Here is a 22,188-nt window from a genome sequence, read left to right as displayed (position 1 = left end):
GGTCTCGATGTGGGTAGCGACTACCAGCGGTAGTGCGCGAAGGCCTTGTTGGACTCGGCCATCTTGTGCGTGTCCTCGCGCTTCTTCACAGCGGCACCCAGGCCGTTGGAGGCGTCGAGGAGCTCGTTGAGCAGACGCTCGGTCATGGTCTTCTCGCGACGGGCGCGGGAGTAACCGACGAGCCAGCGCAGGGCGAGCGTGTTCGCACGGCCCGGCTTGACCTCGATCGGGACCTGGTAGGTCGCGCCACCGACACGGCGGGACTTGACCTCGAGGGTCGGCTTGATGTTCTCAAGAGCGCGCTTCAGCGTGATGACCGGGTCGTTGCCGGTCTTCTCGCGCAGGCCCTCCATGGCGCCGTAGACGATGCGCTCGGCGGTGGAGCGCTTGCCGTTCAGCAGCACCTTGTTGATCAGGGAGGTCACCAGAGGAGAACCGTAGACCGGGTCGATGATGACCGGGCGCTTCGGGGCGGGGCCCTTACGAGGCATTCTTACTTCTCCTTCTTGGCGCCGTAGCGGCTGCGGGCCTGCTTGCGGTTCTTGACACCCTGGGTGTCGAGGGAGCCGCGGATGATCTTGTAGCGAACACCCGGCAGGTCCTTCACACGGCCGCCGCGCACGAGCACGATGGAGTGCTCCTGCAGGTTGTGCCCCTCACCCGGAATGTAAGCAGTGACCTCGATCCCGCTGGTCAGACGCACACGCGCGACCTTACGCAGGGCCGAGTTCGGCTTCTTCGGGGTGGTCGTGAACACACGCGTGCAGACGCCACGGCGCTGAGGGGAACCCTCAAGTGCGGGCGTCTTGTTCTTCTCGACCTTGTCCTGCCGGCCCTTGCGGACCAGCTGCTGGATCGTAGGCACTACTTCTCCGGTTTCTGTGTGCCGAATGGTGAAGCTAACCTGGAACGTCACCGACCCACGCGGTCGGGTGTGTCGAAGCCGCGAACTCCGCCCGCGAGGCGGAAGGAGACGCGAAATGCGGTGGCCACGCACGGCCCCGGTGCGGCTGTAGACACGCACGAGGGCCAGGGCACACCCCAGGCACAAGGTCTGAGCGTACCTAGCGCATTCGCTGCGGTCAAAACAAATGGGCGACACCGGCATAGCCGCCCGGTTCACTCCACTTTGCCCTGATCAACAGCTGCCGCCTCAGCCCCGCGGCAGCGGGACGCTCGGCGCGTCGTCGTCCGCGTCGGCGGATGCGCCTTCGCCCGCGTCGACGGGTGCGGGTGCGGCGGTCGGTGCCGGTTCCGTCGCCGGTGCTGGTGCCGGCGCCGCCGTGTCGTGGCGGACGAAGTACGTCGGCCGGTTCTGCACAGCCGTGTATATGCGCCCGACATACTCGCCGAGCAGACCGACGCAGACCAGCTGTACGGCGCCGATGAAGACGATGCCGGTGAACAGCGAGGTCCAGCCGGGCACCGTGCGGCCCAAGGCGAAAGCGGTCAGCGTGTAGACCAGCAGCCCCAGGCAGACCACGAAGGCGCCGCCGCCCAGCCAGGTGGCGATGCGCAGCGGGGCCGCGGAGAAACCGGTGACGCTGTCGACCGCCAGGCGGATCATCCGGCCCAGCGGGTACTTCGTACGGCCCGCCGTACGCGGCGCGCGCTCGTACGTCACCTGCCCGCTCGGGAAGCCCAGCCAGGGCACCAGCAGCCGGTACACCCGCTGCTGGTCGGGCAGGGCCCTGAGCGCGTCCACGGCGGCCCGGCTGAGCAGCCGGAAGTCGCCCGCCTGGGCGGGGACCGACGGGCCCGCCAGACGCCGCATGAGGCGGTAGTACAGGCCCGCGGACCACCGCTTGAACCCGGAGTCGCTGCTGCGGTCGGCGCGCACGCCATAGACGATGTCGAGGCCCTCCGCGCGGGCCAGGGCCAGCATGTCGGGGATCTTCTCGGGCGGGTCCTGGAGGTCTGCGTCCAGGCTGACCACGTAGGCGCCGCGGGCCCGGTCGAGCCCGGCCGTGAGGGCCGCCTGGTGGCCGGAGTTGCGCCGCAGCGCGACCACGCGCAGTTCCGGCCAGCCCAGCCGGAAGGCGTCGAGCAGTTCCGCCGTGCGGTCGACGCTGCCGTCGTCGACGGCGACGACCTCGTGGGGGACGCCCAGCTCCGTGAGGACCGGACGGAGCCTGGTGACCAGCGCGGGCAGGACGTCCTCCTCGTTGAACATCGGAATGACGACCGACAGCACGAGGGGTCCGTGCTGCTCCGCGTCCCGTCCCTCGGGCACCGCGCCTCCCTCCTCATGACCTTGAGTACAGATGTGCGACTCTTGTGCGATCTTATGGCAGCAATTGACGGTTGAGGGTGGCCCGAGGGGGATGACAGCCATGGACACGGCTGCCGACGACACGGTGACCGACGGGCCGGACGGCACCGGCGAACGGCCGGCCGGCGGCGAGGGCGCGGCCCGCCCCTGGCGGAGCCGGCTCCCCGCCCTCCCGCCCGGAGCCCGGCCCTACCTCGCCCCGCTGGCGCTCTACGGCGTCACGAAACTCGTCGGCCTCGGGGTCTTCGCCACCCTCCTCACCCACGCCGGGGACTTCCGGGGCAAGAACCCGCGCTTCGGCGGCGGCGCCCACTGGTGGGACGTGCTGGCCACCTGGGACGGCTGGTGGTACCTCCAGGTCGCCGAGCACGGCTACAGCCCTTCCCTGGTGCGGCTCGGCGGCGACGGCCTGTTCACGGTCCAGCAGAACTCGGTCGCCTTCTTCCCGCTCTACCCGGCGCTCATCCGCATGGTCTCGGAGTCCACCGGCCTCGGCCTGTACGGCTCCGGCATCCTGGTCTCCGTCGTCACGTCGTTCATCGCCGCGGCCGGCATCTACGCCGTGATCTCACTGCTCGCGGGAGCGCGGGCGGGCACCGTCGCCGCCGGGCTGTGGGCGGTGGCGCCGGGCGCGGGCGTCGAGTGGGCGGTGTACTCCGAGTCGCTGTTCGTCGCCATCGCCGCCTGGACCTGCTACGCCGTGATGAAGGGCCGCTGGGTGGCGGCGGGCCTGCTGGCCTTCACCGCCGGCCTGAACCGCCCCACGTCCGCCGTCCTCATAGGCGCCGTGGGACTGGCCGCCCTGGTCACGCTTGCCCGCCCCGCGTCCCGGCGCGAGCACGGCGTACGCGGACCCGTGTACGCGATGCTCGTCGCGCCGCTCGGCCTGCTCTCCTACATCGCCTGGGTCGGCTGGAGCACCGGCGAGGCCACGGCCTACTTCACCCTCCAGCGCGAGGGCTGGGCTCACTTCTTCGACTACGGCGCCTACACCTGGGACGTGCTGCGCAACCTCGCGGTGGGCCGCGGCGACTACCCCTTCGCCTTCTCCACCCCGGACCTGCTCTCCCTCCAGCTGGTCCTGGCGCTGCCCTTCCTCATCGCCCTGATGCTGCGCAAGAGGCCCCCGCTGGTCCTGGTCGCCTACACCCTGGCGACGATCGTCACGGTCCTGGGCACCCAGCAGATGTTCGGCAACACCATGCGCTACCTGCTCCCCGCCTTCCCCCTCCTCCTGGCCCCGGCCGCGGCCCTGAGCCGCCTGAAACTGCCGACCCTGGCGGTCTTCTTCACCACGGCCGCGATCGCCTCCGGCTGGTACGCCCACTACGTCATCTTCGAACTGGGCGTGCCGTAGAAGCCCCGGTACGAGAACGCCGAAGGGCGGCCACCCACTCGGGGTGACCGCCCTTCGGTCGTATCAAGCTGCCCGCTTACTGGTTGTACGGACCGTAGTCGTAGTCCTCCAGCGGAACGGCCTGGCCGGAGCCCGTGCCGAATGGCGAGTAGTCGATGTCGTCGTAGCCGACGGCCGAGTACATCGCGGCCTTGGCCTCCTCGGTCGGCTCCACCCGGATGTTGCGGTAGCGGGACAGGCCCGTACCGGCCGGGATGAGCTTACCGATGATGACGTTCTCCTTGAGGCCGATGAGGCTGTCGGACTTGGCGTTGATCGCCGCGTCCGTCAGGACTCGGGTCGTCTCCTGGAAGGAGGCGGCCGACAGCCAGGATTCCGTCGCCAGCGAGGCCTTGGTGATACCCATCAGCTGCGGACGACCGGAGGCCGGGTGACCGCCCTCCTGGACCACACGACGGTTCTCGGTCTCGAACTTCGTGCGCTCGACCAGCTCGCCGGGCAGCAGCTCGGCGTCGCCGGACTCGATGATCGTCACGCGGCGCAGCATCTGCCGGATGATGATCTCGATGTGCTTGTCGTGGATCGACACGCCCTGCGAGTTGTAGACCTTCTGGACCTCGCCGACCAGGTGGACCTGGACGGCACGCTGACCCAGGATGCGCAGCACGTCGTGCGGGTTGGTGGCACCCACGGTGAGCTTCTGGCCCACCTCGACGTGGTCGCCCTCGCCCACCAGCAGACGGGCACGCTTCGAGATCGGGAACGCCGTCTCGTCGCTGCCGTCGTCGGGGGTGACGACGATCTTCTTGGTCTTCTCGGTCTCCTCGATCCGGACGCGGCCGGACGCCTCGGAGATCGGGGCGACACCCTTCGGGGTACGGGCCTCGAAGAGCTCGACGACACGCGGCAGACCCTGCGTGATGTCGTCACCGGCCACACCACCGGTGTGGAAGGTACGCATCGTCAGCTGGGTGCCGGGCTCACCGATGGACTGGGCGGCGATGATGCCGACCGCCTCACCGATGTCGACCAGCTTGCCGGTGGCCAGCGAGCGGCCGTAGCACATGGCGCAGGTGCCGACCTGGGACTCGCAGGTCAGGATCGAGCGGGTCTTGACCTCCTCGACGCCGTGGGCGACCAGGGCGTCGATCAGGACGTCACCGAGGTCGACGTTGGCCGGCGCGATCACCTTGCCGTCGATGACGACGTCCTCGGCGAGCATGCGGGCGTACACGCTGGTCTCGACGTCCTCGGCCTTGCGCAGCGTGCCGTCCGCGTCGCGCGTGGCGATCGGCAGCTTGAGGCCGCGCTCGGTGCCGCAGTCCTCCTCGCGGATGATGACGTCCTGGGAGACGTCGACCAGACGACGCGTGAGGTAACCCGAGTCGGCGGTACGCAGCGCGGTGTCCGCCAGACCCTTACGGGCACCGTGCGTGGAGATGAAGTACTCCAGCACGGACAGGCCCTCACGGAACGACGCCTTGATCGGACGCGGGATCGTCTCGTTCTTCGCGTTCGACACCAGACCACGCATACCGGCGATCTGACGCATCTGCATCATGTTGCCTCGTGCACCCGAGTTCACCATCATGAAGATCGGGTTGGTCTTCGGGAAGTTGTCGTTCATCGCCTCGGCGACCTCGTTGGTCGCCTTGGTCCAGATCGCGATGAGCTCCTGCGTGCGCTCGTCCTTGGTGATCAGACCGCGCTCGTACTGCTTCTGGACCTTCTCGTCCTGCGCCTCGTAGCCCTTGACGATCTCCTTCTTCGCCTCGGGAACGACGACGTCGGAGATGGCCACGGTGACGCCGGAACGGGTCGCCCAGAAGAAGCCGGCCGCCTTCAGGTTGTCGAGCGTCGCCGCCACGATGACCTTGGGGTAGCGCTCGGCGAGGTCGTTGACGATCTCGGAGAGCTGCTTCTTGCCGACCTCGTAGTCGACGAACGGGTAGTCCTCGGGCAGCAGCTCGTTGAAGAGCGCGCGGCCCAGCGTGGTGCGCAGGGTGAAGGTGTCGCCCTGCTGCCACTCCGGCTCACCCTCCTCGCGGGCCGGGGGCTCCCAGCCGCGGGGCGGGATGGTGCCCACCGGGAAGCGGATGTCGACCTTCGACTGGAGCGACAGGTCGCCCGCGTCGAACGCCATGATCGCCTCGGCGGCGGACCCGAAGGCACGGTTCTCACCCTTGAGGTCCCGGCCCTCGCCGTCGGTGGTGAGGAAGAACAGACCGAGGACCATGTCCTGGGTCGGCATCGTCACCGGACGGCCGTCGGCCGGCTTCAGGATGTTGTTCGAGGACAGCATCAGGATGCGGGCCTCGGCCTGCGCCTCCGCGGACAGCGGCAGGTGCACGGCCATCTGGTCACCGTCGAAGTCCGCGTTGAACGCGGTGCAGACGAGCGGGTGGATCTGGATGGCCTTGCCCTCGACCAGCTGCGGCTCGAAGGCCTGGATGCCGAGGCGGTGCAGGGTGGGCGCACGGTTCAGCAGAACCGGGTGCTCCGCGATGACCTCTTCGAGCACGTCGTACACGACCGTGCGGCCGCGCTCGACCATGCGCTTGGCGCTCTTGATGTTCTGCGCGTGGTTCAGGTCGACCAGGCGCTTCATCACGAACGGCTTGAAGAGCTCCAGCGCCATGGCCTTGGGCAGACCGCACTGGTGCAGCTTCAGCTGCGGGCCGACGACGATGACGGAACGCGCCGAGTAGTCGACTCGCTTGCCGAGCAGGTTCTGACGGAAGCGGCCCTGCTTGCCCTTGAGCATGTCGGACAGCGACTTCAGCGGACGGTTGCCGGGGCCCGTGACCGGGCGGCCGCGGCGGCCGTTGTCGAAGAGCGCGTCGACGGCCTCCTGGAGCATGCGCTTCTCGTTGTTCACGATGATCTCGGGCGCGCCGAGGTCGAGAAGCCGCTTCAGGCGGTTGTTGCGGTTGATGACACGGCGGTACAGGTCGTTCAGGTCGGAGGTCGCGAAGCGGCCACCGTCCAGCTGCACCATCGGACGCAGGTCCGGCGGGATGACCGGCACGCAGTCCAGCACCATGCCCTTGGGGCTGTTGCTGGTCTGCAGGAACGCGGAGACGACCTTGAGGCGCTTGAGCGCACGGGTCTTCTTCTGGCCCTTGCCGGTGCGGATGATCTCGCGGAGGCGCTCGGCCTCCTCGTCGAGGTCGAAGGACTCCAGGCGCTTCTGCAGCGCGGCGGCGCCCATCGAACCGTCGAAGTAGGTGCCGAAGCGGTCGCGCAGCTCGCGGTAGAGCAGCTCGTCGCCCTCGAGGTCCTGGACCTTGAGGTTCTTGAACCGGTTCCACACCTCGTCGAGGCGGTCGATCTCGCGCTGCGCACGGTCACGCAGCTGCTTCATCTCGCGCTCGGCACCCTCGCGCACCTTGCGGCGCACGTCGGCCTTGGCGCCCTCGGCCTCCAGCTCGGCCAGGTCGGTCTCGAGCTTCTTGGCGCGGGCCTCCAGGTCGGAGTCGCGGCGCTGCTCGATCTGCTGACGCTCGACGGAGACGTGGGCCTCCAGCGAGGGCAGGTCGCGCGTGCGGCGCTCCTCGTCCACGAAGGTGATCATGTACGCGGCGAAGTAGATGACCTTCTCGAGGTCCTTCGGCGCCAGGTCGAGCAGGTAGCCCAGGCGCGACGGGACGCCCTTGAAGTACCAGATGTGGGTGACCGGGGCGGCCAGCTCGATGTGGCCCATCCGCTCACGGCGCACCTTGGCGCGAGTGACCTCGACGCCGCAGCGCTCACAGATGATGCCCTTGAAGCGGACGCGCTTGTACTTGCCGCAGTAGCACTCCCAGTCCCGGGTCGGACCGAAGATCTTCTCGCAGAAGAGTCCGTCCTTTTCGGGCTTGAGGGTGCGGTAGTTGATGGTCTCGGGCTTCTTGACCTCGCCGTGGCTCCACTGACGGATGTCGTCAGCGGTGGCCAGACCGATCCGGAGCTCGTCGAAGAAGTTGACGTCGAGCACTATGCGTCAATCCCTCTCAGGGTTGTAAGTCTGTGGTCTGAAACGGGGGTCGCGGGATCGGCGGGGCCTCTGCGTGAGAGGCCCCGCCTGACTCCCGTCAGACCTCTTCGACGCTGCTCGGCTCGCGCCGCGACAGGTCGATGCCGAGCTCCTCCGCTGCGCGGAAGACGTCCTCGTCGGTGTCACGCATCTCGATGGACATGCCGTCCGAGGACAGCACCTCCACGTTGAGGCACAGGGACTGCATCTCCTTGATGAGCACCTTGAAGGACTCGGGGATGCCGGGCTCAGGGATGTTCTCGCCCTTGACGATGGCCTCGTAGACCTTCACGCGGCCGGTCACGTCGTCGGACTTGATGGTCAGCAGCTCCTGGAGGGCGTACGCGGCGCCGTAAGCCTCCAGCGCCCACACCTCCATCTCACCGAAGCGCTGGCCACCGAACTGGGCCTTACCACCCAGCGGCTGCTGGGTGATCATCGAGTACGGGCCGGTCGACCGGGCGTGCAGCTTGTCGTCGACCAGGTGGTGGAGCTTGAGGATGTACATGTAGCCGACCGAGATCGGCTCCGGGAACGGCTCACCGCTGCGGCCGTCGAACAGCCGCGCCTTGCCGGACGGGAGCACCATGCGCTCGCCGTCGCGGTTCGGGATGGTGTGCTGGAGCAGGCCGGCCAGCTCGTCCTCGCGCGCACCGTCGAAGACCGGGGTGGCGACGTTGGTGCCGGGCTCGACCTTGTCGGCGCCGATCACCTGGAGGCGCTGCGCCCACTCCTCCGCGAGGCCGGAGACGTCCCAGCCGCGGCTGGCGAGCCAGCCGAGGTGGATCTCCAGGACCTGCCCCGGGTTCATTCGGGACGGGACACCCAGCGGGTTCAGGATGATGTCGACGGGCGTGCCGTCCTCCAGGAACGGCATGTCCTCGATCGGGTTGATCTTGGAGATGACGCCCTTGTTGCCGTGGCGGCCGGCGAGCTTGTCACCGTCGGTGATCTTGCGCTTCTGCGCCACGTACACGCGCACCAGCTGGTTCACACCGGGGGGAAGCTCGTCGCCCTCCTCGCGGTCGAAGACGCGGACGCCGATGACCTTGCCGATCTCGCCGTGCGGGACCTTCAGCGAGGTGTCGCGGACCTCACGGGCCTTCTCACCGAAGATCGCACGGAGCAGGCGCTCCTCCGGCGTCAGCTCGGTCTCGCCCTTGGGCGTGACCTTGCCGACGAGGATGTCGCCGGCGACGACCTCGGCACCGATGCGGATGATGCCGCGCTCGTCGAGGTCGGCGAGGACCTCCTCGGAGACGTTCGGGATGTCCCGGGTGATCTCCTCGGGGCCGAGCTTGGTGTCACGGGCGTCGACCTCGTGCTCCTCGATGTGGATCGAGGAGAGGACGTCGTCCTGCACGAGGCGCTGCGACAGGATGATCGCGTCCTCGTAGTTGTGACCCTCCCACGGCATGAACGCGACCAGCAGGTTCTTGCCGAGCGCCATCTCGCCGTTCTCGGTGGCCGGCCCGTCGGCGAGGACCTGGCCCTCGATGACGCGGTCGCCCTCGGAGACGATGACCTTCTGGTTGACCGAGGTGCCCTGGTTGGACCGGGAGAACTTGGCCAGGCGGTACGTGATGTACGTGCCGTCGTCGTTGGTCGTCGTGATGTAGTCCGCGGAGACCTCCTGGACCACACCCGGCTTCTCGGCCTTGACCACGTCACCGGCGTCGGCGGCGGAGCGGTACTCCATGCCGGTGCCGACCAGCGGGGACTCGCTCTTGATGAGCGGCACCGCCTGACGCATCATGTTCGCGCCCATGAGGGCACGGTTGGCGTCGTCGTGCTCCAGGAACGGGATCATCGCGGTCGCGACCGACACCATCTGGCGCGGCGAGACGTCCATGTAGTCGACGTCGTCACCGGGGACGTAGTCGACCTCGCCGCCACGGCGGCGGACCAGGACGCGGGCCTCGGCGAACCGCATGTCGTCGTTGAGCGTGGCGTTGGCCTGCGCGATGACGAAGCGGTCCTCCTCGTCGGCGGTCAGGTAGTCGACGTCGTCGGTGACCTGGCCCTCGACGACCTTGCGGTACGGCGTCTCGATGAAACCGAAGGGGTTGATGCGGCCGTACGAGGCGAGCGAGCCGATCAGACCGATGTTCGGGCCTTCGGGCGTCTCGATCGGGCACATGCGGCCGTAGTGCGACGGGTGCACGTCGCGGACCTCGAAGCCGGCCCGCTCACGGGAGAGACCACCCGGGCCGAGGGCGTTCAGACGACGCTTGTGCGTCAGCCCCGACAGCGGGTTGTTCTGGTCCATGAACTGGGACAGCTGGCTGGTGCCGAAGAACTCCTTGATGGAGGCGACGACCGGCCGGATGTTGATCAGGGTCTGCGGCGTGATCGCCTCGACGTCCTGGGTGGTCATGCGCTCGCGCACGACGCGCTCCATACGGGCGAGACCCGTACGGACCTGGTTCTGGATCAGCTCGCCGACGTTGCGGATGCGGCGGTTGCCGAAGTGGTCGATGTCGTCGGTCTCGACGACGATCTCCCGGCCCGACTCGCCGACCGTCTCGGTCTCACCGGCGTGCAGCTTCACCAGGTACTTGATGGTGGCGATGATGTCGTCGGTGGTGAGCACGCCGGCGTCCAGCGGCTCGTCCGCGCCGAGCTTCTTGTTCACCTTGTAGCGACCGACCTTGGCGAGGTCGTAGCGCTTCGGGTTGAAGTAGAGGTTCTCGAGCAGCGTCTGCGCGGCCTCACGCGTGGGGGGCTCGCCCGGACGCAGCTTGCGGTAGATGTCGAGCAGCGCGTCGTCCTGGCCCTGGGTGTGGTCCTTCTCCAGGGTGGCGCGCATGGACTCGTACTCGCCGAACTCCTCGAGGATCTGCTCGGTCGTCCAACCGAGGGCCTTGAGGAGGACGGTCACGGACTGCTTGCGCTTGCGGTCGATGCGCACACCGACCATGTCGCGCTTGTCGATCTCCATCTCCAGCCAGGCACCCCGGGACGGGATGATCTTGGCGGAGAAGATGTCCTTGTCGGACGTCTTGTCGATGGAGGAGTCGAAGTAGACGCCGGGCGAACGGACCAGCTGCGACACGACGACACGCTCGGTGCCGTTGATGACGAAGGTGCCCTTGTTCGTCATGAGCGGGAAGTCGCCCATGAAGACCGTCTGGGACTTGATCTCGCCGGTCTCGTTGTTGGTGAACTCGGCGGTGACGAAGAGCGGGGCCGCGTACGTGAAGTCACGGTCCTTGCACTCGTCGATGCTGTTCTTCGGGGGCTCGAAGCGGTGGTCGCGGAACGTCAGCGACATCGACCCGGAGAAGTCCTCGATCGGGGAGATCTCCTCGAAGATCTCCTCCAGACCGGACTTGGTGGGGACGTCCTGACCGGACTCCAGAGCCGACTCGACGCGAGCCTTCCAGGCGTCGTTGCCGAGGAGCCAGTCGAAGCTCTCGGTTTGCAGCGCCAGGAGGTTCGGAACCTCGAGGGGCTCCTTGATCTTTGCAAAGGAGATGCGCAGCGGGGCGGTGCTGGCAGCGTTGTTCGTATTCGCGGTCGAGGCATTGCGCGAGGCGGCCAAGAGGGGGTCCTTCCGAGGGCTCGGACTCACTACGCGCGTACCGGCCCCTCTTCCGTGCACGGAGACAGGGGGTGCCTGATGTGGCTAAAGAGCCAGGTCAGGCGTGCTCTGGTCGTCAGTGCTCGGGCGAGGGCAGACCCCTGGTGACGGGCAGGGGGCAGCTAACAGGCAGCGCAAAGGGTCAGTGTAGCCACTTGGCACACTGATGTCCAGTGCGGTTCTCGGGGACCGTGTTCGCTCCTCGTTGTTCTCACCACCTGTGCGGCAAGGCCTCGCCCTCAACGCACCCAGATACTGCCCTCTTCGCCGTCGATCCATGCCTCGGATTCGGATCCTTGTGACGACGCCCTGAGAATTGCGCGCTGCGTGCGGTTCGTCAAGGCCCCCCTTGCCCAAACCGGTTGCCGCCAGGGGGCTCTCAGGGCCCCGGCGACGGCACGACGAAGATCACCCTACTCTTCACCGTCACACGTGCAAGGCGACCGCCGCCGGACCCCGGATACGCCGAAGAGCGACCACCCGGATGGATGATCGCTCTTCGGTGCTACGGCGTTACAGACCCTGACGGATCCGTGGTGCCGGTGCGGTCTTACTTGACCTCGACGGAGGCGCCGGCGCCCTTGAGGGACTCGGCGGCCTTCTCGGCGGCGTCCTTGGCGACCTTCTCGAGGACGGGCTTCGGGGCGCCGTCCACGAGGTCCTTGGCCTCCTTCAGACCCAGGGAGGTCAGCTCGCGCACGACCTTGATGACCTGGATCTTCTTGTCGCCGGCACCGGTGAGGATGACGTCGAACTCGTCCTGCTCGGCAGCGGCCTCGGCCGGAGCGGCAGCGGCGGCCGGGGCGGCGGCGACGGCGGCGGCGGCCGTGACGTCGAACTTCTCCTCGAAGGCCTTCACGAACTCGGAGAGCTCGATGAGGGTCATCTCCTCGAACTGGGCGAGCAGGTCGTCCTGGCTGAGCTTCGCCATGATGGCGGTCCTTCCACTAATTCGGCAGGTGCCGGATGTACGGGGTGTGGCGGGCGTACGTCGGCCCGCTGCGATCCGCGCCGCGCTCAGGCGGCCCGGACCAGAAAGCGAGCCGAGTTACTCGGCACCGCCCTGCTCGTCCTGCTTGGCACGGAGCGCGTCCACGGTGCGGACGAGCTTCGAGGGAAGCGCCTGGAAGAGCTGAGCAGTCTGGGACTGCTTGCCCTTGAAGGCACCCGCCAGCTTGGAGAGCAGAACCTCGCGGGACTCGAGGTCCGCAAGCTTCTTGATCTCGTCGGCGGACATCGCCTTGCCGTCAAGGACACCGCCCTTGATGACGAGATTCGGGTTGTCCTTGGCGAAGTCGCGCAGACCCTTCGCCGACTCCACCGGGTCACCGGTGACGAAGGCGACGGCCGTCGGACCAGCGAAGAGCTGGTCGTCGAGCGTGATCCCGGCCTCGTTGGCCGCAATCTTGGTCAGCGTGTTCTTCACCACGGCGTACTGGGCGTTCTCACCGAGCGACCGGCGCAGCGTCTTGAGCTGCGCCACGGTGAGACCGCGGTACTCGGTCAGCACGGCGGCGTTGGAGCTGCGGAACTTGTCCGTCAGCTCGGCAACCGCGGCAGCCTTTTCGGGCGTCGCCATAGAGCCTCGGCCTCCTTCCGGGTGATTCGGACCGCGCGGACCCGAAGGAGGACTGGGGAAAACGAAACGCCCCGGCGCAGGCGCACGGGGCGTGGCTCGACCGCTCGTCATCCGCACGGGGCGGGGACTTCCGGGAGCTCATCCACAGTCACCTGCGCGGGTCGTCCGCAGTTCAGCGGATCCTTCGGCCACCGTGTCCTCATTCGAACACACGGCAACGACCAGCGGTCTTTGGCTTCTGTGGCAGCGTACGTGAACGGGGCAGTGTCAAGCAAATCCGTCCCCGGGGCGACCCGAGCGGGCCGGGCGCGCGCGGCGCCTCAGCCCTGCTGGGCCTCCTTCATCATCTCGGCCAGGTCGGCGACCTCCGCGGCCGGCGGCGCGGTGACCTTCACGGGTTCGTTGACGCCGAGGAAGGTGAAGGTGAGGTCCATCGGGCCCTTGTCGGCGTCGGCCTGCATCCGGAACTGCTTGGTCTGGTCGTCGCCGTCGACCCACATGTCCATCGAGAGCTTGTCGACGCCCATCTTCTCGTACTGCTCGAGGCTCTTCTTGCGCTTCTCCCGGGTGGCCTCGTCCTCGTCCCCGATGGACTTCTCCAGGTCGGCGAGGGTGACCGTGCCCTTGTAGTGGGTGGTCTCCACGCCGTCGACGGTCTCGGTGCCGACCTTCTCGACGTCCTTGGCCCCGGTGAGGAAGGTGGACTCGGTCGCCGGGTTCTTGTCGGCCTGGGAGGCGCCGCCCAGCTCGTTCAGTTCCTCGTCGGCGCCGAGCGCGGACAGGTCGAACTTCATCCAGCGCTTGCCGTCCATCTCCTTGGCCGCCTCAGGGCTGCCGCCGATGTACATGGCCTTGTCGACGAGCCGGATCTCCGCGGTCCCCTCGGCGCCCTGGTCGAGCGCCGTCATCTTCATGCTCATCGCGAGCGTCGGCTTGATCTGCATCTGGGCCTCGGCCTCGACCCGGCCCTCCTCGGGGACCTTGCCCTTCATGCGGTAGTGGAGGGAGTCGATCTCCTCCGTGTTCTTCGCCGCCTTGGCGACGGCGGCCGCGGGCGTCATCTTCGGGGACTCGGAGGCATTGTCCTCCTTGGAGCAGCCGACCGCCCCGGCGGCGAGCAGCAGTGCGGCCAGTCCGGCGCCGACGGGCACACGTACGGACGTCTTCATCGGTATCCCCCCACGGGATTCAAGGAGCGCTGGAGCGTGAAGGGGCACAGGAGACGCACCGCCGCTCCACAGCATTCTTTGCAGTTCTTTGAAACAAGGACGCGAGCTTAACCGAAACGGTTCGAACGATCTTGTGATTTCTCCGCCGCTCCGGCCCGGACCGGCCCCGCCTCGTCCGCCCCGTCCGGCCCTAGCTCCCCTGGGACGCCAGCAGTTCCTTGAAGTCCGCCGTGTCCTCGGCCGGCGGGCGTGCGGCGGAGACCGGGACGCCGTAGTCGCTGTAGTACGCGGTCTGGGTCAGCTCCCCCGTCTTGGTGCGTCCCCGCTCGACCTTCTTGACCAGCAGGTTCCGGTCGTCGACCCAGATGTCGACGGTCTGCTCGGTGGCCCCGCCCACGGTGCCGGACCAGTGCGTGGTGCGCCGGCCGCGCGTCGTCTCCGCGCCCACTTTGCGCACGTCCCCGGCCGACAGCAGCAGCTTCACCGCCTGGTTGGGGGTGGTGTTGCGCATCTGGTCGGCGAATCCGGCGCCCGCGCCGCCGCCGAGGTCCTCCAGATCCTCGTACACGTACTTGATCCAGTGCCGGCCGCCCACCCGGTCGGCGAACTCGTCGCCCATCCTGGCGTAGTAGGCGTCGGGCAGGTACCGGGCCTCCATCGCGGTGGTGCCGAGGCGGCGCATGGTCTCGGCGGTCGTGCCGCCCGTGTAGGTGATCGTCAGGGTGCCGGTGAGGCCGTCGTCCCAGCCGAGGGCGCCCGCGGCCTCCAGGGACAGCTCGCGGCCCATCACGGTCGTGGACTCCACCCGCGCCGAACCGGCCCGTCCGGTGGCCCGCTCGACGGCCCGCAGGGCGTCCGCCGATGCGCCGGTGAGGGCCGGAGGACGGGAGGACGGCGCGGCGTAGGCGGAGGGCGCGGTCGAACCGGAGGGACCGGTGGTGCCGCCGGAGTCGTCGGATCCCCCGGGGCCGGTGCACGCGGTGGAGCACGCCAGCGCGGCCGACACCGCGATCGAGACGACCGTACGGCGTGCCGTCGTGCCCGTCATCCGCCCACCCCTTGCGCCCCGTACGGCCCCCGCGCCCCATGCGCGGGTCCGTTGCCCGCACGCTAACCCAGGGCGCCGGAAAAGGGGACGGGCCAAAAGGGACGGGCCCCGCACCTCGAAAGGTGCGGGGCCCGTGAACCGGTGGGGCGAGCTGCTCGCTCAGACCGCGGCCGGGTCCTCCTCGACGAGGAGGTTGCGGGTGCGGTTGGAGTCGAGCGGAATGCCGGGGCCCATCGTGGTGCTGATGGCGGCCTTCTTGATGTAGCGGCCCTTGGCGGCGGACGGCTTCAGACGGAGGATCTCCTCCAGCGCCGCGCCGTAGTTCTCCACCAGCTTGGTGTCGTCGAACGACGTCTTGCCGATGATGAAGTGCAGGTTCGAGTGCTTGTCGACGCGGAACTCGATCTTGCCACCCTTGATGTCGTTGACAGCCTTGGTGACGTCCGGGGTCACGGTGCCGGTCTTGGGGTTCGGCATGAGACCACGGGGACCGAGCACGCGGCCGAGGCGGCCGACCTTGCCCATGAGGTCCGGGGTGGCGACGACGGCGTCGAAGTCCAGACGCCCCTTCGACACCTCGTCGATCAGTTCGTCGGAGCCGACGATGTCGGCGCCCGCGGCACGCGCGGCCTCGGCACGGTCACCGGTCGCGAAGACCAGGACCCGGGCGGTCTTGCCGGTGCCGTGCGGGAGGTTCACGGTGCCACGGACCATCTGGTCGGCCTTGCGCGGGTCGACACCCAGGCGGAAGGCGACCTCGACGGTGCCGTCGAACTTGCTCGTGGAGGTCTCCTTGGCGAGACGGACGGCCTCGAGCGGGGCGTAGAGCTTGTCCCGGTCGATCTTGGCGTCCGCAGCGCGGAGAGACTTGCTGCGCTTGCTCACTACTGCTCCTGTGGCTTCTTAGGAGTCGTGGTCCGGGCCGAGCAGGCCCCGCCACTTCTGCTGGTTTACGGGGGTGGAGGTCAGCCCTCGACCGTGACGCCCATGGAACGCGCGGTACCGGCGATGATCTTCTCCGCCTGGTCCAGGTCGTTGGCGTTGAGGTCGGGCATCTTGGTGGTGGCGATCTCACGGACCTGCTCGCGCGTGATCTTCGCGACCTTGGTCTTGTGCGGCTCGCCGGAGCCCTTCTCCACGCCCGCGGCCTTGAGGATCATCTTGGCGGCCGGCGGCGTCTTGGTGATGAAGGTGAAGGAGCGGTCCTCGTAGACCGTGATCTCCACCGGGATGACCCAGCCACGCTGCGACTCGGTCGCGGCGTTGTAGGCCTTGCAGAACTCCATGATGTTGACGCCGTGCTGACCCAGCGCGGGGCCGACCGGCGGAGCCGGGTTCGCGGCACCGGCCTGGATCTGGAGCTTGATGAGCCCCGTGACCTTCTTCTTCTTGGGAGGCATAGCTCTCCGGGTCCTTTCGATTCGGGTCCTGCCCACGTCCGGGAGCTACCCGGACACAGGCATACCGCACAACGATAACGGGTATAGATGCGCGGCCAAAAACCGAGCAGGTCAGACGCCGCGCGAGCGGGCGCCTGACCTGGTCGGAAGCAGTACGTCCAGAGAAGTACCGGCGGGGCCGGTGGGGGTGCTAGTTCTTCTGGATCTGGTCGAAGCTCAGCTCGACCGGGGTCTCGCGGCCGAAGATCTCGACGAGGCCCTTGACCTTCTTCGAGTCGGCGTTGATCTCGTTGATCGTGGCCTGGAGGGTGGCGAAGGGGCCGTCGGTGACGGTGACCGAGTCGCCGACCTCGAAGTCCAGGACCTGGACCTCGACCTTGCGCTGCGGAGCCGGCTTGCCCTCGGCCTCGGCTGCCTCGCGGGCGGCCTTCTCCTCGGCCTCCGGGGCGAGCATCTTGACGATCTCGTCCAGGGTCAGCGGGTACGGGTCGTAGGCGTTGCCGACGAAGCCGGTGACGCCGGGGGTGTTGCGGACGACGCCCCAGGACTCGTTGGTGAGGTCCATGCGGACCAGGACGTAACCCGGCAGCTTGTTCTGGCGGATCGTCTTGCGGTCGCCGTTCTTGATCTGGACGACCTCTTCCTGCGGCACCTCGGCCTGGAAGATGTAGTCCTCGACGTTGAGCGAGACGGCGCGCTGCTCGAGGTTGGTCTTCACACGGTTCTCGTAACCGGCGTAGGTGTGGATGACGTACCACTCGCCGGGGAGGACGCGCAGCTCCTGGCGGAGCTTCTCGATCGGGTCGATGTCGGGCTCGTCGGCCTCGGCCTCGGCGGCGTCGGTCTCACCGGCCTCCGCGTCGGCGGCCTCGGCGGTCTCGTCCGCCTCCGCGTCCGCTGCGTCCGTCGCGTCCTCGTCCGTCTCCGCGACGACCGTGTCGTCGGCAGCCTCGGCCTCGACGGAGGCCTCGGTGTCCTCGTTGTCGGCGCCCTCGACGGTGCCGAGCTCGTCCTCGACGGACTCGACCGGCTCGATGGCGTCGTTCACGTTCGGGTCAGACACTGTGGCTGCTTCTTCCTGGATACATAGGGGTGGAACACGCGAAAGGGGCGCCGGGTACCTCGGCGCCCTTCGCTCTCGACTCAGCCGAAGACGTACTTGGCGGCGTGAGAGAAGCCATAGTCAATCAGAGTCACCAGGCCGATCATGATGACCACGAAGATGATCACCACAGTGGTGTACGTCGTCAGCTGGTTGCGACTGGGCCAGACGACCTTGCGCAGTTCCGCGACGATCTGGCGATAGAAGAGCGCGAGCCGCTTCAGCGGGCCCTTCTTGCCTCGCTTGCCGCCCTTGCGGGACTTCTTGTTGGAGTCCGGCGCCTCGTCCTGGGCATCAGGCATGTCGATGGAGCCCACGGCGTCCGTCACTCGTCCTCACCTGATTCCGGGTCGTGGCCGTGCCGCGCCCGGTTGGAGCCGCACGGCGGTGCATTGCTGTACGTACATGCGCACACATCCTGGCGATGGTGTGTGTAGCAGGGCCGGAGGGACTTGAACCCCCAACCGCTGGTTTTGGAGACCAGTGCTCTACCAATTGAGCTACGACCCTTTGTTCGTCCCCCAACGTACCGCATCCGCCCGGATGCTTGGTGTGCACCGGGTGATCGCGGGCCGCTGAAGGCCAACGAGGTGAGAGTGTACGTGCTCACGGGCCGGGCGTCGAACAGAAAGCACGTCCGGACTGATGTTCAGGCCGTGGACCGGACTGGAGTCGCCGTGGACCGGACTGGCGTTCAGGGCGTGGACCGGTCCGGTTCAGTCCGTGAAACCCCTGTGCCCGGGAAGTTTCCGGTCTGGAACGATGGGGTCATGAGCGCTGCAACCCCTCCCACCGAGCGCCGGGTCTCCGCCCGAGTCGGCGCGATCTCCGAGTCCGCGACCCTCGCCGTGGACGCCAAGGCCAAGGCCCTCAAGGCCGCTGGACGTCCCGTGATCGGCTTCGGCGCGGGTGAGCCCGACTTCCCGACGCCGGACTACATCGTCGAGGCCGCCGTCGAGGCGTGCAAGAACCCGAAGTTCCACCGCTACACGCCGGCCGGCGGGCTGCCCGAGCTGAAGGCCGCCATCGCAGCGAAGACGCTGCGCGACTCCGGCTACGAGGTCGACCCGTCGCAGATCCTGGTCACCAACGGCGGCAAGCAGGCGATCTACGAGGCGTTCGCCGCGATCCTCGACCCGGGCGACGAGGTCATCGTCCCGGCGCCGTACTGGACGACGTACCCGGAGTCGATCCGGCTGGCCGGCGGTGTGCCCGTCGACGTCGTCGCCGACGAGACGACCGGCTACCGGGTGACGGTGGAGCAGCTGGAGGCGGCGCGCACCGAGAAGACCAAGGTCGTCCTCTTCGTCTCGCCGTCGAACCCGGCGGGCGCGGTGTACAGCGAGGCCGAGACCGAGGCGATCGGCAAGTGGGCCGTGGAGCACGGCCTGTGGGTGCTGACCGACGAGATCTACGAGCACCTCGTCTACGGCGACGCCGTCTCCGTGTCCCTGCCGGCCGTGCTGCCCGAGCTCCGCGACAAGTGCATCGTGGTCAACGGCGTGGCGAAGACGTACGCGATGACCGGCTGGCGGGTCGGGTGGGTCATCGGCCCGAAGGACGTCGTCAAGGCCGCGACCAACCTCCAGTCGCACGCCACGTCCAACGTGTCCAACGTGTCCCAGGCGGCGGCGCTGGCCGCGGTCTCCGGCGACCTGGACGCCGTGGCGAAGATGCGGGAGGCCTTCGACCGGCGCCGCCAGACCATCGTGCGGATGCTCAACGAGATCGACGGCGTGCTGTGCCCGGAGCCCGAGGGCGCGTTCTACGCCTACCCGTCGGTGAAGGCGCTGCTCGGCAAGGAGATCCGCGGCAAGCGTCCGCAGGACTCGGTCGAGCTGGCCGCGCTGATCCTGGAGGAGGCCGAGGTCGCGGTGGTGCCGGGTGAGGCGTTCGGCACGCCGGGGTACCTGCGGCTGTCGTACGCGCTCGGGGACGAGGACCTCGTCGAGGGCGTGAGCCGGATCCAGAAGCTGCTGGCGGAGGCGCGGGACTGATCCGTCCCGTCGTCCCGCGGGGCCACCTCTCAACGTTGAGGGGTGGCCCCGTTTGTTTGTGCGAGCAAGACCACGTACGGGGAAAGTGCTGTCGGGCCGGGCGTGTCGTACGGCAGGATCACGGAATGGAGCGTGTACGTGATGTCTCTGAACTGCCCAAGGCCCATCTCCACCTGCACTTCACCGGGTCGATGCGGCCCACCACCCTGCTGGAACTGGCCGACAAGCACGGTGTGCGGCTGCCCGAGACGCTGACCGAGGCGCTGGGCCGCGGGGAGTCGCCGAAGCTGCGGGCGACGGACGAGCGGGGCTGGTTCCGCTTCCAGCGGCTGTACGACGCCGCGCGGTCGTGCCTCCAGACGCCCGAGGACATCCAGCGGCTGGTCCGGGAGGCCGCGGAGGAGGACCTGCGGGACGGGTCGGGGTGGCTGGAGATCCAGGTCGATCCGACCTCGTACGCGCCGCGGCTGGGCGGGCTGATCCCGGCGCTGGAGATCATCCTGGACGCGGTGGAGACGACCGTGCGGGACACCGGCATCGGGATGCGGGTGCTGGTCGCCGCGAACCGGATGAAGCACCCCCTGGACGCGCGGACGCTGGCACGGCTGGCGGTGCGGTACGCGGAGCGGGGCGTGGTCGGCTTCGGCCTGTCGAACGACGAACGGCGCGGGATGGCCCGGGACTTCGACCGGGCGTTCGCCATCGCGCGGGACGGGGGGCTGCTGAGCGCGCCGCACGGGGGTGAGCTGACCGGTCCCGCGTCGGTCCGGGACTGCCTGGACGACCTGGAGGCGGACCGGATCGGGCACGGGGTGCGGGCGGCGGAGGACCCACGGCTGCTGAAGCGGCTGGCGGACCGGCAGGTGACGTGCGAGGTGTGCCCGGCGTCGAACGTCGCCCTGGGTGTGTACGAGAAGCCGGAGGACGTGCCGCTGCGGAGGCTGTTCGAGGCGGGGGTGCCGATGGCGCTGGGCGCGGACGACCCGCTGCTGTTCGGGGCCCGGCTGGCCGCCCAGTACGAGATCGCGCGCGAGCACCACGGGTTCACGGACGCGGAGCTGGCGGAACTGGCGCGGCAGTCGGTGCGGGGGTCGGCGGCGCCGGAGGACGTGAAGGGGCGGCTGCTGGCGGGGGTGGACGACTGGCTGACGGCCTAGGGGCGGGCCTGGGGGTCGGGCCCAGGGGGCGGGGCCTAGGGGGGCGCGCCTCCCGGCCGACGCCGGCCCGGGTACGGCTGTTGTTGCGGCCACAGCTACGGCCCGGCTGCGGCTGCGGCTGCGGCTGCGGCTGCGGCTGCGGCTGCGGGTCAGTGGAGCCCCGCGAGCAGCGTCCGGGACAGGCGGTGCGCGAACGCGTCGACCGGCGGGCGCGCACCGCTCGGTGTCGCGTCGTACGCGAAGGCCCGCTGCGCGCAGGCCCCCAGCAGGAGCGACGCGGCTGCGAAGGTGTCCGCGTCGGCCCTGACGCGCCCGGCCGCCTGCTCGGCCCGCAGGTAGGTGTCGAGGCCCTCGATCGGCAGGTGCGGCCCGGTGCCCAGCTCGCGCATCGCGTCGTCGTGCCGGCGCTTGAGCTGGGGCTGCGCGTACAGCGACGCGGCGATCGGGAAGCTCTGCTCGTAGAAGAGCACGGCCTGGCGGGCGATCTCCGTCAGGTTCTCCTCGAGCGAGGCTCCTCCCGGCTCGGTCGCGAGGCTCCGGAGCAGGGGGGTCAGCCGCGGCAGCCGTTCGGACAGGACCCGGATGAACAGCTCCTCCTTGCTCGCGAAGTGCTTGTACAGCGCGGCCTCGGAGCAGCCGGCCACCCTGGCGATCTCCTTCGTCGTGGCACGGGTGAGCCCGACGGTCCGCATCAGCTCGTGGGCGGCGTCCAGGATGCGTTCCCTGGCCGGTGTGGCGGACGGCATGACTGCTCCCGTCGGGACTTGACTAGTGGGTGAGTACTTACTCACTCTAGAGGAGACAGGGGTGAGTGAGTACTCACCCACCTCGCGCGGCGGACTCGGCCGCGCCGCCGGAACGGAGTAGTACGCCATGAAGCTCACCGTCTTCGGTGCCACGGGAGGCATCGGCCAGGAGATCGTCCGGCAGGCGCTCGAGGCCGGGCACGAGGTCACGGCCGTCGTACGGGACCCCGCGCGACTGCCGGTGACCGGCGAACGTCTGGAGGTGTTCCGGGCGGACCTGGGCGACCCCGCCGCGGTGCGACCCGCGGTGGCCGGCCGGGACGCCGTGCTGTCCGGGCTCGGCGCCCGCCGCCGCGCCGACGCCGGAGTCACGACCAGGCTCACCCGTACGGTCCTCGACGCGATGGAGGCGGAGGGCGTGCGCCGACTGCTCGTGGTCAGTGCCGCTCCGGTCGGACCGGAACCGGAGGGCGCGGGCCTGCTGGACCGGGCGGTGCGCGGCGCCGTCTCCGCCGTGCTCAAGGACGTCTACACCGATCTGCGCGCCATGGAGGCGGAGCTGGCGCGCAGCGCCACCGACTGGACGGCCGTCCGGCCGCCGCGGTTGCAGGACAAGCCGCTGACCGGCCGGTACCGGACGGTGATCGGCGGCTTCCCGCCCAAGGGCCGCTTCGCGGGCCGGGCCGACGTCGCCCACGCGATGCTCGCCATGACCGAGGACGCGGGGACGGTGAAGCAGGGCGTGGGGGTGGCCTACTGAAGT

Annotated in this window: 18 protein-coding genes and 1 tRNA gene; 4 read left to right on the top strand and 15 right to left on the bottom strand. The window is 68.7% G+C overall.

Annotated features, from left to right (window positions below):
- Positions 1-20 precede the first annotated feature (20 nt).
- The 3 genes from rpsG to IE258_RS01050 all read right to left on the bottom strand — a co-directional run bounded on the left by rpsG (position 21) and on the right by IE258_RS01050 (position 2,233).
- Entirely contained in the window at positions 21-491 is a 471-nt protein-coding gene (rpsG, locus tag IE258_RS01060; RefSeq protein WP_003974303.1) for a 30S ribosomal protein S7, read from the bottom strand.
- 2 nt (positions 492-493) lie between these two features.
- Positions 494-865 carry a 30S ribosomal protein S12 gene (rpsL, locus tag IE258_RS01055; protein WP_003948652.1) on the bottom strand — a complete coding sequence of 124 codons (372 nt, stop codon included), beginning with the start codon at positions 863-865 and terminating at the stop codon, positions 494-496.
- A 288-nt stretch (positions 866-1,153) separates the two neighbouring features.
- Positions 1,154-2,233, bottom strand: coding sequence for a glycosyltransferase family 2 protein (locus IE258_RS01050; RefSeq protein ID WP_229891894.1), 1,080 nt, complete (start codon positions 2,231-2,233; stop codon positions 1,154-1,156).
- Positions 2,234-2,333: 100 nt separating this feature from the next.
- Here IE258_RS01050 and IE258_RS01045 point away from each other — a divergent pair, with 100 nt between their 5' ends.
- Complete coding sequence (locus IE258_RS01045) at positions 2,334-3,629, top strand: putative hexosyltransferase (protein ID WP_189739225.1); 1,296 nt, start codon at positions 2,334-2,336, stop codon at positions 3,627-3,629.
- Positions 3,630-3,705: 76 nt separating this feature from the next.
- On the opposite strand, the gene IE258_RS01040 is transcribed toward IE258_RS01045, so the two are convergent.
- The 11 genes from IE258_RS01040 to IE258_RS00990 all read right to left on the bottom strand — a co-directional run bounded on the left by IE258_RS01040 (position 3,706) and on the right by IE258_RS00990 (position 18,035).
- On the bottom strand, positions 3,706-7,605 hold the full coding sequence (locus IE258_RS01040) for a DNA-directed RNA polymerase subunit beta' (RefSeq protein ID WP_127892417.1): 3,900 nt from the start codon (positions 7,603-7,605) through the stop codon (positions 3,706-3,708).
- 97 nt (positions 7,606-7,702) lie between these two features.
- Positions 7,703-11,188, bottom strand: a complete 3,486-nt coding sequence (rpoB, locus tag IE258_RS01035) for a DNA-directed RNA polymerase subunit beta (RefSeq protein WP_159329768.1) — start codon at positions 11,186-11,188, stop codon at positions 7,703-7,705.
- Between the two features lie 589 nt (positions 11,189-11,777).
- On the bottom strand, positions 11,778-12,158 hold the full coding sequence (gene rplL / locus IE258_RS01030) for a 50S ribosomal protein L7/L12 (RefSeq protein WP_087807759.1): 381 nt from the start codon (positions 12,156-12,158) through the stop codon (positions 11,778-11,780).
- 117 nt (positions 12,159-12,275) lie between these two features.
- Positions 12,276-12,806 carry a 50S ribosomal protein L10 gene (gene rplJ / locus IE258_RS01025; protein WP_003974311.1) on the bottom strand — a complete coding sequence of 177 codons (531 nt, stop codon included), beginning with the start codon at positions 12,804-12,806 and terminating at the stop codon, positions 12,276-12,278.
- 320 nt (positions 12,807-13,126) lie between these two features.
- Entirely contained in the window at positions 13,127-13,975 is an 849-nt protein-coding gene (locus IE258_RS01020) for an SCO4651 family lipoprotein (RefSeq protein WP_189737726.1), read from the bottom strand.
- Between the two features lie 190 nt (positions 13,976-14,165).
- Positions 14,166-15,023 (bottom strand): SCO4651 family lipoprotein, encoded by an 858-nt coding sequence (locus IE258_RS01015; RefSeq protein ID WP_189737724.1) that lies wholly within the window; start codon positions 15,021-15,023, stop codon positions 14,166-14,168.
- A 159-nt stretch (positions 15,024-15,182) separates the two neighbouring features.
- Entirely contained in the window at positions 15,183-15,908 is a 726-nt protein-coding gene (gene rplA, locus IE258_RS01010; protein ID WP_159329764.1) for a 50S ribosomal protein L1, read from the bottom strand.
- Between the two features lie 80 nt (positions 15,909-15,988).
- Positions 15,989-16,423: a 50S ribosomal protein L11 gene (gene rplK / locus IE258_RS01005; protein WP_073725164.1), complete on the bottom strand. Its 435-nt coding sequence runs from the start codon at positions 16,421-16,423 to the stop codon at positions 15,989-15,991.
- Between the two features lie 190 nt (positions 16,424-16,613).
- A complete protein-coding gene (gene nusG, locus IE258_RS01000; RefSeq protein ID WP_189737721.1) occupies positions 16,614-17,486 on the bottom strand; it encodes a transcription termination/antitermination protein NusG in 873 nt (290 codons plus the stop codon).
- Positions 17,487-17,566: 80 nt separating this feature from the next.
- A complete protein-coding gene (gene secE / locus IE258_RS00995; RefSeq protein ID WP_159329760.1) occupies positions 17,567-17,854 on the bottom strand; it encodes a preprotein translocase subunit SecE in 288 nt (95 codons plus the stop codon).
- Positions 17,855-17,962: 108 nt separating this feature from the next.
- A tRNA-Trp gene (locus IE258_RS00990) sits at positions 17,963-18,035 on the bottom strand.
- Between the two features lie 260 nt (positions 18,036-18,295).
- On the opposite strand from IE258_RS00990, the gene IE258_RS00985 reads away from it, so the two are divergent.
- The gene (locus tag IE258_RS00985; protein WP_189737718.1) at positions 18,296-19,522 is read left to right on the top strand and encodes a pyridoxal phosphate-dependent aminotransferase; all 1,227 of its coding nucleotides are present in this window, start codon (positions 18,296-18,298) and stop codon (positions 19,520-19,522) included.
- A gap of 125 nt (positions 19,523-19,647) precedes the next feature.
- Positions 19,648-20,679, top strand: a complete 1,032-nt coding sequence (locus IE258_RS00980) for an adenosine deaminase (protein WP_127895550.1) — start codon at positions 19,648-19,650, stop codon at positions 20,677-20,679.
- Positions 20,680-20,828: 149 nt separating this feature from the next.
- On the opposite strand, the gene IE258_RS00975 is transcribed toward IE258_RS00980, so the two are convergent.
- A complete protein-coding gene (locus tag IE258_RS00975) occupies positions 20,829-21,425 on the bottom strand; it encodes a TetR/AcrR family transcriptional regulator (protein WP_189737715.1) in 597 nt (198 codons plus the stop codon).
- A 127-nt stretch (positions 21,426-21,552) separates the two neighbouring features.
- Between IE258_RS00975 and IE258_RS00970 the strand changes: the two genes are divergently transcribed.
- A complete protein-coding gene (locus IE258_RS00970) occupies positions 21,553-22,185 on the top strand; it encodes an NAD(P)-dependent oxidoreductase (protein ID WP_189737712.1) in 633 nt (210 codons plus the stop codon).
- The last annotated feature ends 3 nt before the right edge of the window (positions 22,186-22,188 follow it).

Source organism: Streptomyces tendae, from assembly GCF_014650435.1.
Taxonomy (GTDB): domain Bacteria; phylum Actinomycetota; class Actinomycetes; order Streptomycetales; family Streptomycetaceae; genus Streptomyces; species Streptomyces tendae.
Note: the sequence above shows the minus strand (reverse complement) of the source record. Positions and strands in the feature narration are given on the sequence as shown.